At 73.5% G+C, this 14,324-nt stretch carries 12 protein-coding genes; 7 read left to right on the forward strand and 5 right to left on the reverse strand.

The genetic code is table 11. The features are described 5' to 3' along the window. Position 1: 1 nt before the first annotated feature. From ACZ7BZ_RS35225 to ACZ7BZ_RS35235, 3 genes are read left to right on the forward strand one after another with little or no spacing between them, the layout of a single operon-like run. Complete coding sequence (locus tag ACZ7BZ_RS35225; RefSeq protein WP_470361905.1) at positions 2-1,012, forward strand: NAD(P)-dependent oxidoreductase; 1,011 nt, start codon at positions 2-4, stop codon at positions 1,010-1,012. Next, positions 1,009-2,589, forward strand: a complete 1,581-nt coding sequence (locus ACZ7BZ_RS35230) for an amino acid adenylation domain-containing protein (RefSeq protein WP_470361906.1) — start codon at positions 1,009-1,011, stop codon at positions 2,587-2,589. Before ACZ7BZ_RS35225 ends, ACZ7BZ_RS35230 begins: the two co-directional genes overlap by 4 nt. 41 nt (positions 2,590-2,630) lie before the next feature. Continuing rightward, positions 2,631-3,500, forward strand: a complete 870-nt coding sequence (locus ACZ7BZ_RS35235; RefSeq protein WP_470361907.1) for an FAH family protein — start codon at positions 2,631-2,633, stop codon at positions 3,498-3,500. A 312-nt stretch (positions 3,501-3,812) separates the two neighbouring features. On the opposite strand, the gene ACZ7BZ_RS35240 is transcribed toward ACZ7BZ_RS35235, so the two are convergent. The 3 genes from ACZ7BZ_RS35240 to ACZ7BZ_RS35250 all read right to left on the reverse strand — a co-directional run bounded on the left by ACZ7BZ_RS35240 (position 3,813) and on the right by ACZ7BZ_RS35250 (position 7,188). Next, complete coding sequence (locus tag ACZ7BZ_RS35240) at positions 3,813-4,715, reverse strand: UTP--glucose-1-phosphate uridylyltransferase (protein ID WP_470361908.1); 903 nt, start codon at positions 4,713-4,715, stop codon at positions 3,813-3,815. A gap of 139 nt (positions 4,716-4,854) precedes the next feature. Next, a complete protein-coding gene (locus ACZ7BZ_RS35245) occupies positions 4,855-5,598 on the reverse strand; it encodes a 3-oxoacyl-ACP reductase family protein (RefSeq protein WP_470361909.1) in 744 nt (247 codons plus the stop codon). Positions 5,599-5,634: 36 nt separating this feature from the next. Continuing rightward, positions 5,635-7,188, reverse strand: a complete 1,554-nt coding sequence (locus tag ACZ7BZ_RS35250; RefSeq protein ID WP_470361910.1) for an MFS transporter — start codon at positions 7,186-7,188, stop codon at positions 5,635-5,637. A gap of 83 nt (positions 7,189-7,271) precedes the next feature. On the opposite strand from ACZ7BZ_RS35250, the gene ACZ7BZ_RS35255 reads away from it, so the two are divergent. Together ACZ7BZ_RS35255 and ACZ7BZ_RS35260 are read left to right on the forward strand one after the other, a co-directional pair. Continuing rightward, complete coding sequence (locus ACZ7BZ_RS35255) at positions 7,272-7,742, forward strand: YciI family protein (protein WP_470361911.1); 471 nt, start codon at positions 7,272-7,274, stop codon at positions 7,740-7,742. Next, positions 7,739-8,953 (forward strand): RNA polymerase sigma factor, encoded by a 1,215-nt coding sequence (locus ACZ7BZ_RS35260; protein ID WP_470361912.1) that lies wholly within the window; start codon positions 7,739-7,741, stop codon positions 8,951-8,953. Before ACZ7BZ_RS35255 ends, ACZ7BZ_RS35260 begins: the two co-directional genes overlap by 4 nt. On the opposite strand, the gene ACZ7BZ_RS35265 is transcribed toward ACZ7BZ_RS35260, so the two are convergent. After that, positions 8,950-9,906, reverse strand: coding sequence for an NAD-dependent epimerase/dehydratase family protein (locus ACZ7BZ_RS35265; RefSeq protein WP_470361913.1), 957 nt, complete (start codon positions 9,904-9,906; stop codon positions 8,950-8,952). The genes ACZ7BZ_RS35260 and ACZ7BZ_RS35265 overlap by 4 nt on opposite strands. A gap of 201 nt (positions 9,907-10,107) precedes the next feature. Between ACZ7BZ_RS35265 and ACZ7BZ_RS35270 the strand changes: the two genes are divergently transcribed. Together ACZ7BZ_RS35270 and ACZ7BZ_RS35275 are read left to right on the forward strand one after the other, a co-directional pair. After that, entirely contained in the window at positions 10,108-11,106 is a 999-nt protein-coding gene (locus ACZ7BZ_RS35270; protein WP_470361931.1) for a cytochrome c oxidase assembly protein, read from the forward strand. A 99-nt stretch (positions 11,107-11,205) separates the two neighbouring features. Then, positions 11,206-11,844 carry a YdcF family protein gene (locus tag ACZ7BZ_RS35275; RefSeq protein ID WP_470361914.1) on the forward strand — a complete coding sequence of 213 codons (639 nt, stop codon included), beginning with the start codon at positions 11,206-11,208 and terminating at the stop codon, positions 11,842-11,844. Between the two features lie 75 nt (positions 11,845-11,919). Here ACZ7BZ_RS35275 and ACZ7BZ_RS35280 read toward each other — a convergent pair whose 3' ends face one another. Continuing rightward, complete coding sequence (locus tag ACZ7BZ_RS35280) at positions 11,920-14,139, reverse strand: NADP-dependent isocitrate dehydrogenase (RefSeq protein ID WP_470361915.1); 2,220 nt, start codon at positions 14,137-14,139, stop codon at positions 11,920-11,922. Positions 14,140-14,324 lie beyond the last annotated feature (185 nt).

The raw sequence follows: 14,324 nt of genomic DNA on the forward strand, positions 1-14,324 counted from the left end.
GATGCCGTCCATAGTTCCGCCGTCCGGCCACCGTGTCTTCGTCGGCACCGACCGGGTCCTCGACGAGCTGCTCGACGAGATCGCCGAGCAGCTCGCCGCCCTGGGCCACCAGGTGGTCCGGGCGGCGGATCCGCTTGCTGTCGCGGACGGCCCGCTCGACGCCCTCGTACTCACCTCCCGCACCTCCGTCGGCCCCGGACTCCTCGACCGGCACCCGGAGTTGAAGGGCGTCGTGTTCGCCTCCAGCGGCTTCAACTCCATCGACGTCCCCGATGCCACCCGGCGCGGGATCGTCATCGCCAACGGGGCGACCCCGGAGAACCACGGCAGCATGGCCGAGGCCACCATCATGCTCGCCCTGGCCCTGAGGCTGCGGCTCGCGGACCGCCTCGCCGCCCTGGCCGAACAGCGCCCCCGTCCCCGACCCGCCGAGCTCGACAGCCGTTCGCTGCGCGGTGCCACCCTGGGCCTCATCGGCTTCGGCCGGATCGCCCGGGAGGTGTGCACCCGACTCGCGCCCTGGGGCACGGGCCCCGTCCTGTGCCACACCCGGACCCCTCGGCCCGAGGCCTGGCCCGAGGTGGACTTCTGCTCTCTGGACCGCGTCCTGACGGAAGCGGACATCATCAGCATCCACCTGCCGCTCAACGCCGCGACCCGCGGCCTGATCGGCGGGCCCGAACTGCGCCGCATGCGCGACAGCGCCGTCCTCATCAACACCGCGCGCGGCGGCATCGTCGACGAGGCGGCCCTGGCCGACGCCCTGCGCGGTAACCGGATCGCCGGCGCCGCCATCGACACCTTCGACGTCGAACCCCTCCCCGCGGACAGCCCGTTGCGCAAAGCCCCGAACGTGCTGCTCACCGACCACGTGGTGGGTCACACCGTGGAGATGTACCGCTCACTGGTGCCCGCCGCCGTCGAGAACACCGCGTGCATCCTGCGCGGGGAACGCCCCCCGTACCTGGTCAACCCGGACGCCCTCGCCCACCCCCAGGAAGGGGCCGCATGAGCAGCAGCACCCTACCGCCGTCAGCCGCACCGACCCGCCTGTACGGGCTGGTCGAGGCGACGGCCGCCCGCCACCCCGAGGCCGTCGCCCTGGAGACCCCCGGCGAGAAACCCCTGACGTACCGGGAACTGACGGACGAGGCGGAACGCCTGGCCCGCAGCATCGCGGCCGACCACGGCCCGGTGCCGTCCCGGATCGGTCTGATCGGCACGAAGTGCGCCCGCACGTACGTGGCCTACCTCGCCGTCCTGCGGCTGGGCGCCACGATCGTCCCGATCAGCAACGCCGCTCCCGCCGACCGCATCCGCGCGATCGCCGGGGCCGCCGGCCTCGCGCTGGTCCTGACCGACGACCTCGGGGGGCCGGCCGCCGCCCTCGCACCGGGCGCCGCCGGCACGTCGGAGACGCGGCCGCGCCTCGTGGAGATCCCCGCCCTCGGGACCCCGGCGGACGACGCTCCGTTCCGGGCTCCCACGGCCCAGCCGACGGCGTACATCCTCTTCACCTCGGGCAGCACCGGCCGGCCCAAGGGCGTGCCCGTGTCGCACGCCAACGTCCTCAGCTTCGTGAACCACAACCTCGCCCGGTACGGGGTGGGGCCCGGTGACCGGATGACGCAGAACTTCGACTTCGCGTTCGACGTCTCGGTCTTCGACCTGTTCGTGGCCTGGGGCTCGGGCGCCACCCTGGTCGCCCCCTCCTCCCGGGACCTGATGCACCCGGTCCGCTGGGTCAACGAACGCTCCCTCACGCACTGGGCCTCGGTGCCGTCCGCCGTCTCCACCGCCCTCGGCCTGGGCGAACTCGCCCCCGGCGCCATGCCGTCCGTGCGGATGAGCCTCTTCCTCGGCGAGCAGCTCACCGTCGAACAGGCCGCGGCCTGGCACGCCGCCGCCCCGAAGGGTGTCGTGGAGAACGTCTACGGCCCCACCGAACTGACCGTCTACGTCTCCGCGTACCGGCTGCCCGCCCGCACCGAGGACTGGCCCGCCACCGCCAACGGCACCGTCCCCATCGGCCACGTCTACCCGCACCTGGAGTCCGTCGTCGTCGCCGACGGACTGGAGGCCGACGAGGGCGAACTCTGCGTCCGGGGCCCCCAGCGCTTCGACGGCTACCTCGACGCGGAGGACGATTCCGGCCGCTTCCTCGCCGACGACGACTCCGTCGGCTTCGCCCCGGTCACGGGCCGTCCCCCGGTCCGCTCCGACTGGTACCGCACCGGCGACCTCGTCCGCCGCGCCCACGACGGCACCCTGACCCACCTCGGCCGCCTGGACTCCCAGGTCAAGATCCGCGGCCACCGGGTCGAACTCGCCGAGATCGAGGGCGCGCTGCGACGGCACGAGAAGCTCACGGACGCCGTGGTCCTGGCCCTCCCCGGCCCGGTCGGCAGCCTCGACCTGATCGCCTTCCACACAGGTGGCGAGACCGACTCCCGCACCCTGCGCGCCCACCTGGCGGCCGTTCTGCCCGCCTACATGATTCCCCGGCGCTTCGTGCACCTGGACGCGTTCCCCCTCACCGGCAACGGCAAGATCGACCGCCTCGCCCTCAGGGCCGCAGACGGTCGATAGGTACGGCAACCCCATCCGTCCTTCCCAGGAGGCGATTCCCCATGACGGTGCTCTTCGAGTGCGACTACGAGGAAGAGTCGTACTTCGCCCTGGGCGCGGCCCCGACCGGAGCCCCACTGCGCCTGTATCCGCTGTTCGACGAGCCCCTGGCCGTACTCGTCCGGGAATCCGGCGGGGACGCCGGTGCCCTGACGTCCGGCAGGGCACCGGTGGACGTGCCGGCCGGGGAACTGCACAAGGTGCGCACGCGCGTGCCGTGCCTCCCGCGCCAGGTGGGGGACGCCCTGGTCGGCGGCTTCATGATGACCCACAACGTGAAGGTCGACGGGACGACCCCGGACCAGCCCACCTGGTTCTTCAAGGGCCTCGGCGACGCGCTGAGGCTGCCGGGCGAGCCGTTGGACGTACCCGGCGGAGCACTCGCCGTGTGTGAGGAGGCGGAGGTCGTCCTCGTCTACGTGGGTGACGAGGAGACAGGTCGGCCCCGCTACGTGGGCTACACCTTCGGCAACGACGTGACGGACATCGGCCGGTTCAAACGGCACAACGGTCACCTGTCGTACGCGAAGCTCTGCAGCGCGGGCATCTCGCCCACGCTGCACCTGGGCCCGCCACCACGTCTCGTCACCGGTGAGACGACGATCGAGCGGGACGGCGACCTCGTCTGGAAGGGCACGTTCACCACCGGGACCGACGCCCTGTACTACGACCTCGACACCATCACGGCGGGGCTGTTCGTCCATGAGGCACTGCACCGGCCCGGCCGTGTGCACTACGTGTACATCGGGGCCGACCGGAGCAGCTTCCACGGCGGGCACACCATGGCGGACGGCGACCGGGTCACCCTCTTCTTCGAGAGCCACGGCGTCACGCTCACCCATCCGCTCGCGTGGACGCCGCAGGCCGGCTGACCCGCCGGGAGGGGTGCTGCCGGAGCGCCGTCACTCGCGGTAGAGCAGGAGGGTGCCCCCCGACCGGGGCGGCACTCGCGACCAGGGCCCAGGCCGTCCGCCTGTGCAGCACGAGGACGACGCCCGGGGCCCCTCCTCCGCCCGGTCGCCCCTGTGCGGGGGCGGCCGGGCTGTCGGGGCGGACGGAGCCGACCGCCCGGCACGCCGGGCACCCGGACATCCTGCGCGAACTCACCGACGGCGCCACCGGGGACCGCGCCCGGAGCTGACGCCGGCCCGCCCGAAGCCGAACCGCTCCGACGGAATCGCGGCCTACTCCGCCGGCGCGAGCTCGGCCGCCAGCCGGCGCAGCTCGTCCCCGTACTCCGGGTTGGCGAGCGCCGCGGCGAACTGGGCGCGCAGGTAGGCGGCGGGGTTGCCGGTGTCGTACCAGGTACCGTCGATGACCTGCCCGTAGACGGCGCGGCGGGCCGCGTAGGCGTTGATGGCGTCGGTCAGATAGACCTCGTCCTCGGGCTTCTCGTGCCAGCGGCGGGTGAGTTCGCGCAGCTCGTCGACGATCCCGGGAGTGATGACGTACCCGCCGATGGCGGCGTACCCGGAGGGGGCGTCGACCGGCTTGGGCTTCTCGACCAGGCCGGCGATCCGCAGCGACCCGCCGCCGAGGTCCTCCTTCACCACCGGCACGCCGTAGCGGTAGGAGTCCTCGGGGGCCATCGGCATCAGGGCCAGCACCGGCGCGTTGGTCTGCTCGAACGCCCGGATCAGCTGCTGCGCGCGGGGCACCTCGGCGACGAACACGTCGTCCGGCCACAGCACCAGGCAGGGCTCGTCCCCGAAGTGCCGGGCGGCGTTGAGCACCGGGGTGCCGTTGCCGTACGGGCCGTGCTGGTACAGGTAGCTGATGTGCCCCTTTCGGGACAGCTCCCCGACCTCCTCGACGGCGTCCGCGAACGCCGCCTTGCCGTCCCGGCGCAGCTGGTCGACCAGCACCGGATTGGGGCGGAAGTGCTCCTGGATGAGGCCCTTGTCGCCGTTGACGACGATGGTGATGTCGGTGATGCCGCTCTCGATCAGCTCGCGCACGGTGTGCTCGATCACCGGCTTGTCACCGACCGGCAGCATCTCCTTCGGGGTGGCCTTGGTCAGCGGCAGCAGGCGGGAGCCGAGTCCGGCGGCGGGGATGACGGCTCGGCGGATGGTCCTGGGGGCCATGTGATGTTCTCTCATGTCGATGGCGCTGCGCCGCAGTTGAGCGGCACCGCGACCGACGCTACCAAGGATCACGCCATGATCATTACCGCCGGGCGGGGGAGGGTGGACGCCACCGCCCTCCCCCGCACCGGCTGTTCACTCAGGCCGTGTAACCGCCGTCCACCGCGAGGGCTGTGCCGGTGACGTAACGTCCGCCCGGGCCCGCCAGGAAGGCGACGGCGGCGGCGATGTCCTCGGCCTCGCCGAAGCGGTCCAGGGCGGTGAGCGAACGCTGGAAGCCGGCGGAGTCGCCGTCGGCCGGGTTCATGTCGGTGTCGATCGGGCCCGGGTCGACGACGGTGACGGTGATCCCGCGCGGGCCGAGTTCCCGGGCCAGACCCTTGGTCAGCCCGGTGAGCGCGGTCTTGGCCGTCGCCTGGAGGACGAAGTTCGCCCCCGGGACCCGCCCGTTGAAGCAGGAGCCTATGCTGATGATCCGCCCGCCCTCGCCCATGTGCCGGGACGCGGCCTGCGCGGCCAGGAACACCGACCGGACATCGACGGCGAGCACCCGGTCGAGCTCCTCGACCGTCACCTCGGCGAGCGGGCCGTAGGTGAGGAAGCCCGCGTTGTTCACCAGGACGTCGATCCCGCCCAGCTGACGGACCGTCTCCTCCACCGCGTGCGTGGCTGCGTCCGCCTCGATCAGGTCGGCGCGGATCGCCACCGCCCGGCCGCCCGCCTCCTCGATCTCCTTGACGACCGTCCGGGCCTGCTCCTCCGCCCTGACGTAGGTCAGCGCTACCGCCGCCCCCTCGGCCGCCAGCCGCTTGGCCACCGCCGCGCCGATACCCCGGCTGCCGCCGGTCACCAGGGCCACCTTGCCGGTCAGGTCACTGCTCATCGTCGTTCCCCCTGTCAGTCGTGCCTCGTTCGTGGCTCACCCACGGTAGGACCTGACACCGGTGTCAGGTTCAAGCCTTTTCTTACGCGGGTGCCTCCTCAGCCCTCGCCTCCTCAGCCCTCGGCGCCGCGGACCGCCCCGCCCGCTCCGGCGCACCGCCAGGGTCAGCACCGCCAGGCCGGCGAACAGCGCGGCCGCGATCAGCCCGTCGACGTGCAGCCCGGCGGTGAACGCCGAGCGCGCCCCGTGCAGCAGTTCGGCGCCCGGCCCGGCGGGCAGGTGCCGGGCCGCCTCGACCGCGCCCGCCAGCGAGTCGGAGCCCCCGCCCGTACGGCCGCGGTAGACCGCCGCGGCGACGGTCCCCAGCAGGGCGAAGCCGAGCGAGCCGCCGAAGTAGTTGCCGGTCTCCGACATCGCGGCCACCGAGCCCGCCCGCTCCGGCGGCACCGAGCCGAGCACCAGCCCGGTGCCCAGGGCGAACAGCGGCCCAGTGCCCAGCGCCAGCACCGCGATGCCGGTCATCACCAGCGGCAGCGAGCCGGCGTCCTCGTCCACGGCGACCAGCAGCAGGGCACCCAGCGCCGAGAGCGCCAGCCCGCCGGCGATCGCGGTGGTCCGGCCGATCCGGCCGGCCAGCCGCGGCGCGGCCATGGTGCCGGCCGCCACCGCCAGGCCCATCGGCGCGAACAGCACGGCCGAGGCGAACGGCGAGTGGCCCAGCACGCTCTGCAGGTACTGGGTCACCAGCAGCCCGGTGCCGGCCATCGCGACCCCGGCGAGCACCAGCGAGACCAGCACGGCCGCGAACGGGCGGCTGCGCAGCAGCCGCAGGTCCAGCAGCGGCCGCTCCAGCCGCAGCTGCCGCCGAACGAAGAGGTGCCCGACGCCCGCGCCCACCAGCAGGGCCGTCACCGGCACCAGCGGCGCGTCCCCGGCCGGCAGTTGCTTGATCCCGTACAACATCAGCAGCACCGCCACCAACGACAGCCCGACCCCGGCCGGATCCGGCCGCCCGGCCGCCTCGCCGCGGAACTCCGGCAGCAGGAACGGCCCGGCCGCCAGCAGCACCGCCATCGCCGGGACGGCGGCCAGGAACACCGACCCCCACCAGAAGTGCTGGAGCAGCAAGCCGGCCATCACCGGCCCCAGCGCGCCGCCCGCGAACTGGCAGGTCGCCCAGACGGCGACGGCCCGCCCGCGCTCCCGCTCCTCCCGGAACATGTTGGTGATCAGCGCGAGCGTGGACGGCGCCAGCGTCGCCCCGGCGACGCCCAGCAGGGCGCGGGCCACGATCAGCGTCAGCGGGTCGACCGCGAGGGCGGCGACCACCGACAGCACCGCGAAGGCCGCCGCGCCGATCAGCAGCAGGCGACGACGGCCGATCCGGTCCCCCAGCGTGCCCATGGTGATGACCAGCCCGGCCACCGTCAGCCCGTAGCCGTCGCTGATCCACAGCTGCTGGACGCCGGAGGCGCCCAGGTCCGCGCTCAGCCTCGGCAGGGCGAGCAGCAGGGCCGTCATGTCCATCGCGACCAGCAGGGTCGGCAGCATCAGGACGGCCAGTCCCAGCCCGACCCGGGTGGCGTTCATCCCCGGTGGCTCCTCTCCTCGGAAACGTGTCACCGCCCGGTCGGAGCGGGCGGGCGCTCCTCGACGTCCCGGGCCGGGAAGTCGTGGCAGATTTCTCCGGCGGGGACGTCAAGACGGCGGCCCCGGCTCCGACCGACGGCCGAGGGGCCCGAACGGGGCTCGCCCACGACGAGGAGTTCGCGATGAAGTTCCTGATCAGCCTGCACATCAACCCGGCCGTGCTGGACGCGCTGACCGACGAGGAGAAGGCGGCGATCGGCGCCGGCCACGGGAAGTTCATCGAGGAGCTGAAGTCCTCCGGCGAACTGATCGTCACCCAGGCCCTGGTCGACCCCTCCCAGGCCGCCGTGGTCACGGTGCGGGACGGCCGGCCGGTGGTGACCGACGGCCCGTTCCTGGAGGCCAAGGAGTTCCTCGGCGGCTTCTACCTGGTCGACTGCGACAGCAAGGAGCGGGCGGTCGAGCTGGCCGCGCGGATCCCGGACGCCGCGATCGAGGGGCTGGGCGTCGAGGTGCGCCAGGTGATGTTCTCCGACGGACACTTGGAGGCATGACGGCACCGGACTTCGAGGACCTGCTGCGCGACCTCACGCCGCAGGTCCTCGGCACGTTGGTACGGCGGTACGCGCGGTTCGAGGGGTGCGAGGACGCCGTGCAGGAGGCCGTCCTCGCCGCGGCCGTGCAGTGGCCCGACGAGGGCGTGCCGGACAACCCGCGCGGCTGGCTGGTGACGGTCGCCTCCCGGCGGCTGGTCGACCGGATCCGCAGCGACCGGGCCCGCCGCGAGCGCGAGCACGCGACCACGGCCGCCGAGGTGGTGCCCGAGGAGGTGCCGGACACCGACGACACCCTGCTGCTGCTCCTCCTGTGCTGCCACCCGGCGCTCACCGCCGCCTCGCAGACCGCGCTCACCCTGCGCGCGGTCGGCGGCCTGACCACCGGCGAGATCGCCCACGCCTTCCTCGTCCCGGAGGCCACCATGGCGGCCCGGATCAGCCGCGCCAAGCAGCGGATCCGGGCCGCCGGCAGCTCCTTCACCCTCCCCGAGGGAGCCGAGCGCGAGGAGCGGCTGCGGGTCGTGCTGCACGTGCTCTACCTGATCTTCAACGAGGGCTACACCGCCTCCTCCGGCAGCGAACTGCACCGCGCCGACCTCGCCCGCGAGGCGATCCGGCTGACCCGGATGGTGCACGCCCAGCTGCCCGAGGACGACGAGGTGACCGGACTGCTCGCCCTGATGCTGCTCACCCACGCCCGCCGGACGGCCCGGACCACCGCGGCCGGCGACCTGGTGCCGCTGGCCGAGCAGGACCGCACCGCCTGGGAGCGCCCGCTGCTCGACGAGGGCACCGCACTGGCCAGGACCGCCCTGGCCGGCCCCCGGCTCGGCCCGTACCAGCTCCAGGCCGCCATCGCCGCCACCCATGCCGACGCCGCCACCGCCGAGGAGACCGACTGGGCGCAGGTGCACGCCCTCTACCTGATCCTGGAGCGGATCGCCCCCAACCCGGTGGTCACCCTCAACCGCGCCGTCGCCCTGGCCGAACTGGACGGCCCGCGGGCCGGGCTCGCCCTGCTCGCCGCCCTGGACCAGGACCGCCGGATGGCCGGCCACCACCGCCTGCTCTCCGTCCGGGCCCACCTGCTGGAGCGGGCCGGCGACCTCCCCGGCGCCCACGACCACTACCGCCGCGCCGCGAAGGCCACCGCGAGCCTCGCCGAACAGCGCTTCCTGGAGGCCCGGGCCCGCCGGCTACAGGCCTAGGCCCAGCCCAGCTCCGTCCGGTACCAGTCCGCCGCCCCGGCCAGGCGGGCCAGCGGCCCCGGGCCGGGCGGGCAGGCGGCCAGGCGCCAGACGTCGTCGCTGCGGTACCAGTGGTCGCGGGCGATCATGACGAACTGCCGCTCGGAGACCCGGCCCGGCGTGGCGGCGAGCAGCCGGCGGCACTCCGCCCAGGGCAGCGCCGGGCCGTCCGGGGCGGGCAGCAGGCCGAGCCCGGCGAGGGTGGCCAGCAGTTCGGCGGTGCGGACCGGCGCCGGGTGGGCGGCGTGGTGGATGCCCGGCACCGGGGGCGGGGCGTCCAGCGCCAGCGCGGTGATCAGCCGGGCCAGGTCGGCGCGGTCCACCAGGGAGAGCCGGGAGTCGCCGCCCGCCCACCGGCCCGGGACCCTGCGGGCCAGCTCGACCAGGGCGGGCACCACCCAGCGGTCGCCGGTTCCGGTGACCAGCGCGGAGCGCAGCACCACGGCACCGGCCGCCAAGGCGTGGCCCTCCCCCAGCAGCCGGGTCCGGCTGGCCTCGGACAGCGGTGCGGCGGGCACCTCGTCGACGCCGATGCCCGGGTGCGGGCCCTCGCCGTACACCGCCGTGGTCGACAGGTGGACGATCCGCCCGATCCCGGCCCGGGTGGCCGCCGCCATCACCGCCGCCGTGCCCCGGTCGTTGACGGCCGCGCACTCCTCGGCGCCGCCGCCGACCCGGGAGGCGAGGTGCAGCAGCACCCCGGCGCCCGCGCACAGCCGGTCCAGCGCGGCCCGGTCGGCGAGGTCGCCGGGCACCCAGCCGGTGTGCCCGTCCGCGACGGGCTCCCCGCGCACCAGCGCCCGCACCGGGATGCCGCGGGCCGCGAGCTCCGCCCGTACGGCGGAGCCGATGAAGCCGGTCGCCCCGGTGAGCGCGACCGCGGTCCGTGCCCCGGGCCGCTGTGGCGCTGCCATGCCTGGTTCCTCCCTGCCGACCGGCCGGTCAGTCTAGCCAGCGTGCCGCCCACCCGGAGCCACCCGTACGGAGGGGGCGCCGGTACCGCCGGGGTAAGGCCCACCTAGGCTGTATGCCAAGCAAAACGGGCGAACCGGACCCCCACCAGGGACCACGAGGACGGAAAGCGGGACCCGCCGATGGGCGACGGAATGTCAGGAATGCACCACCACGGCGGGATGGCCCCGCTGGGGCCGTTCAGCCTCTCCAACGTGTGGACCTGGTCCCCGGACTGGGTGTTCCTGCTCGGCGGCCTGGTCGCGCTGGCGCTGTACCTGGCCGGCGTGGTCCGGCTGTACCGGCGCGGGGACCGCTGGCCGGTCGGCCGGGTCGTCGGCTGGGTCGCGGGTGTCGCCAGCCTGCTGCTGGTCACCTGCAGCGGCCTGAACGACTACGGCATGGTGCTGTTCAGCGCGCACATGATCCAGCACATGGTGCTGTCCATGCTGACGCCGATCCTGCTGCTGCTCGGCGCCCCGATCACGCTGGCGCTGCGCGCCCTGCGCCCGGCGGGCAAGGGCCGGCCGCGCGGTCCGCGCGAACTGCTGGTGGCGCTGCTGCACAGCCGGTACGTCCGGGTGATCTCGCACCCGGCGTTCACCATCCCGATGTTCATCGCGAGCCTGTACGGGGTCTACTTCACCCCGGCGTTCGACTTCCTGATGCAGTACCGCCTCGGACACATCTTCATGATGGTCCACTTCCTCATGACCGGTCTGACCTTCTTCTGGCCGATCATGGGCGTGGACCCGGGCCCGCACCGCCCCGGCCATGTGATGCGGATCATCGAGCTGTTCATGGGGATGCCCTTCCACGCCTTCTTCGGCGTGGCCGTGATGATGGCCGGCCACCCGCTGGTGACCACCTTCACCGTCCAGGGCTCACCGCCCGGGACGGACCTGCTGGAGGACCAGAAGCTGGCCGGCGGCATCACCTGGGCGTTCGGCGAGATCCCGACCGCGATCGTGCTGATCGCGCTGGTCTACCAGTGGATGGGCTCCGAGCAGCGGCAGGCCCGCCGCCGGGACCGCGCCGAGGAGCGCAGCGGCGACGCCGAGCTGGAGGCGTACAACGCCTACCTGGCCTCGCTGCACAAGAAGGGCCCTCGCCCGGCCGCCGCACCCACCGCACCCGCCGCCCCGGCGGCCGACGCCGGCTGAGCCCGGCCCCGCGGCACCCCCGGAGCCCACGTCCTCCCCGGCGGACGTGGGCTCCGTCATGTTCCGGAACGGTGGTCCGGCCGGGGGCGTTCGAGGGGTATGCACGCCCTGTTCCTCCCCGCCGTACTGCTCGGCGGGTACGTCCTGCTCTGGCTGCTCGGCTTCCTCGGCTGGGCGCTGTTCCAGTGCCGTCGGCCGGTGCCCGCCGGGGCCGACTACCTGGTGGTGCTGGGCGCCGCGCTGGACGGCTGCGAGCCCGCTCCCACCCTCAGGGCCCGGCTGGACACCGCGCTGGAACGTTTCGCCGCCGAGGAGGCCGCCGGGCACGCGCCGCTGCTGCTGGTGACCGGCGGCAAGGGCCCGCACGAGGAGTGCACCGAGGCCGGCGCGATGGCCCGCTACCTGCTCGCCCGGGGCGTTCCGACCGAGCGGATCCGGCGCGAGGAGCGGGCCGTGAACACCGCGGAGAACCTGCGGTTCAGCGCCGCCCTGATGGCCGCCGAGCACCCCGGCTACCGCTGCACCGTGGTCACCAGTGGCTTCCACACCGTCCGCTCCGCCCTCGCCGCCCGCCGGGCCGGCGCCCCGGCCCGGCTGCTCGGCGCGGAGGGACCGCTCGCCCACGGCCCGTACCAGCTGCTGCGCGAGGCGGTCGGCACGGCGCTCGCGCTGCCGCGCGCCAACGGCGCCGCCCTGCTGCTGCTCACCGGCACCGGCGTGCTGCTCGGACTGGCCTGACGGCGCACGCGGGGAGGCCCCCGGGTCCGCTTGCCGCGGACCCGGGGGCCTCCCGGTGCATCGAACCGATCGGCGTCAGCCGAGGTTGGCGATGGCCTCGTTGAAGGTCTTCGACGGGCGCATCACGGCCGCGGCCTTGGCCGGGTCCGGCTGGTAGTAGCCACCGAGGTCGACGGCCGAGCCCTGGACGGCGATCAGCTCGTCCACGATGGCCTTCTCCTGCTCGGTCAGCGCCTTGGCCAGGCCGTCGAAGGCCTGGGCCAGCTCGGCGTCGGCGGTCTGCTTGGCCAGCTCCTGGGCCCAGTACATGGCCAGGTAGAAGTGGCTGCCGCGGTTGTCGATGCCACCGAGGCGGCGGCTCGGCGACTTGTCCTCGTTGAGGAAGGTGCCGGTGGCGCGGTCCAGGGTGTCGGCCAGCACCTGGGCGCGGGCGTTGTCCGTGGTGGAGGCCAGGTGCTCGAAGCTGGCGGCCAGCGCGAAGAACTCGCCCAGGCTGTCCCAGCGCAGGTAGTTCTCCTTGACCAGCTGCTGGACGTGCTTCGGGGCGGAGCCGCCGGCGCCGGTCTCGAACAGGCCGCCGCCCGCCATCAGCGGGACGACCGACAGCATCTTGGCGCTGGTGCCCAGCTCCAGGATCGGGAACAGGTCGGTCAGGTAGTCGCGCAGCACGTTGCCGGTGACCGAGATGGTGTTCTCGCCGCGGCGGATGCGCTCCAGCGAGAACTTGGTGGCCTCGACCGGGGACATGATCTCGATCTGCAGGCCGGTGGTGTCGTGCTGCGGGAGGTAGGCCTTGACCTTCTCGATCAGCACGGCGTCGTGGGCGCGCTCGGCGTCCAGCCAGAACACCGCCGGGTCGCCGGTGGCGCGGGCGCGGGTGACGGCCAGCTTGACCCAGTCCTGGATCGGCGCGTCCTTGGTCTGGCAGGCACGGAAGATGTCGCCCGGCTGGACGGCCTGCTCCAGCACCACGTTGCCCTCGGCGTCGACCAGGCGGACGGTGCCGGCGGCCGCGATCTCGAAGGTCTTGTCGTGGGAGCCGTACTCCTCGGCCGCCTGGGCCATCAGGCCGACGTTCGGCACCGAGCCGATGGTGGCCGGGTCCAGGGCGCCGTTGGCGCGGCAGTCGTCGATGGTGGCCTGGTACACGCCCGCGTAGCTGTGGTCCGGCAGGACGGCCAGGGTGTCGGCCTCCTGACCGTCCGGGCCCCACATGTGGCCGGAGGTGCGGATCATGGCCGGCATCGAGGCGTCGACGATGACGTCGGACGGCACGTGCAGGTTGGTGATGCCCTTGTCGGAGTCGACCATGGCCAGGGCCGGGCCCTCGGCCAGCTCGGCCTCGAAGGAGGCCTTGATCTCGGCGCCGTTCTCCAGCGCGTCCAGGCCGGCCAGGATGCCGCCGAGGCCGTTGTTCGGGTTCAGACCTGCGGCGACCAGCGCCTGGCCGTACGCCGCGAAGGTCTTCGGGAAGAAGGCACGGACCACGTGGCCGAAGATGATCGGGTCGGAGACCTTCATCATGGTGGCCTTGAGGTGCACCGAGAACAGCACGCCCTCGGCCTTGGCGCGGGCGACCTGGGCGGCCAGGAACTCGTTCAGGGCGGCGGCGCGCATCACCGAGGCGTCGACGACCTCGCCGGCCAGCACCGGGACCTTCTCGCGCAGGACGGTGGTGGTGCCGTCCTGGCCGAGCAGCTCGATGCGCAGGGCGCCGTCGGCGGCGATCACGGCGGACTTCTCGGTGCTCGCGAAGTCGTTCTCGCCCATGGTGGCGACGTTGGTCTTGGACTCGGCGGTCCAGGCGCCCATGCGGTGCGGGTGGGTCTTGGCGTAGTTCTTGACCGACTGCGGGGCGCGGCGGTCCGAGTTGCCCTCGCGCAGGACCGGGTTGACGGCGCTGCCCTTGACCTTGTCGTAGCGGACGCGGACGTCCTTGTCCTCGTCGGTCTGCGGGTCGTCCGGGTAGTCCGGCAGGGCGTAGCCCTGGGCCTGCAGCTCGGCGATGGCGGCCTTCAGCTGCGGCACCGAGGCCGAGATGTTCGGCAGCTTGATGATGTTGGCGCTCGGGGTCTTGGCGAGCTCGCCGAGCTCGGCCAGGGCGTCACCGATGCGCTGGGCCTCGGTCAGACGCTCCGGGAAGCTGGCGATGATCCGCCCGGCCAGGGAGATGTCACGGGTCTCCACCCGCACACCCGCCGTCGAGGCGTACGCCTGGACCACCGGCAGGAACGAGTAGGTCGCCAGGGCCGGAGCCTCGTCGGTGTGCGTATAGATGATGGTCGAGTCAGTCATCGGTACTCCGCTTCACGTCTCCAACGTCTTGACGTCAAGATATCTCGTCCCGGGCCCCTCGCTCCACCTCCCCCCGCCCCGGAGCGTGCGCCGGTCGGATCCGGGGGCCCGCGCAGCGGGCACCGGCGGCCGGATCCACCGTGGTCCGGAGTGCGCCGGACGGCAAGCGGAGCGCTCCCGGGCCG

This window comes from Kitasatospora sp. NPDC036934, assembly GCF_055608425.1.

Bases quoted from the DNA above. Each gene is read 5' to 3' on its own strand.
- ACZ7BZ_RS35225 (WP_470361905.1), top strand. From the start codon at position 2: ATGCCGTCCATAGTTCCGCCGTCCGGCCACCGTGTCTTCGTCGGCACC.
- ACZ7BZ_RS35230 (WP_470361906.1), top strand. From the start codon at position 1,009: ATGAGCAGCAGCACCCTACCGCCGTCAGCCGCACCGACCCGCCTGTAC.
- ACZ7BZ_RS35235 (WP_470361907.1), top strand. From the start codon at position 2,631: ATGACGGTGCTCTTCGAGTGCGACTACGAGGAAGAGTCGTACTTCGCC.
- ACZ7BZ_RS35240 (WP_470361908.1), bottom strand. From the start codon at position 4,715: ATGGCCCCCAGGACCATCCGCCGAGCCGTCATCCCCGCCGCCGGACTC.
- ACZ7BZ_RS35245 (WP_470361909.1), bottom strand. From the start codon at position 5,598: ATGAGCAGTGACCTGACCGGCAAGGTGGCCCTGGTGACCGGCGGCAGC.
- ACZ7BZ_RS35250 (WP_470361910.1), bottom strand. From the start codon at position 7,188: ATGAACGCCACCCGGGTCGGGCTGGGACTGGCCGTCCTGATGCTGCCG.
- ACZ7BZ_RS35260 (WP_470361912.1), top strand. From the start codon at position 7,739: ATGACGGCACCGGACTTCGAGGACCTGCTGCGCGACCTCACGCCGCAG.
- ACZ7BZ_RS35265 (WP_470361913.1), bottom strand. From the start codon at position 9,906: ATGGCAGCGCCACAGCGGCCCGGGGCACGGACCGCGGTCGCGCTCACC.
- ACZ7BZ_RS35270 (WP_470361931.1), top strand. From the start codon at position 10,108: ATGCACCACCACGGCGGGATGGCCCCGCTGGGGCCGTTCAGCCTCTCC.
- ACZ7BZ_RS35275 (WP_470361914.1), top strand. From the start codon at position 11,206: ATGCACGCCCTGTTCCTCCCCGCCGTACTGCTCGGCGGGTACGTCCTG.
- ACZ7BZ_RS35280 (WP_470361915.1), bottom strand. From the start codon at position 14,139: ATGACTGACTCGACCATCATCTATACGCACACCGACGAGGCTCCGGCC.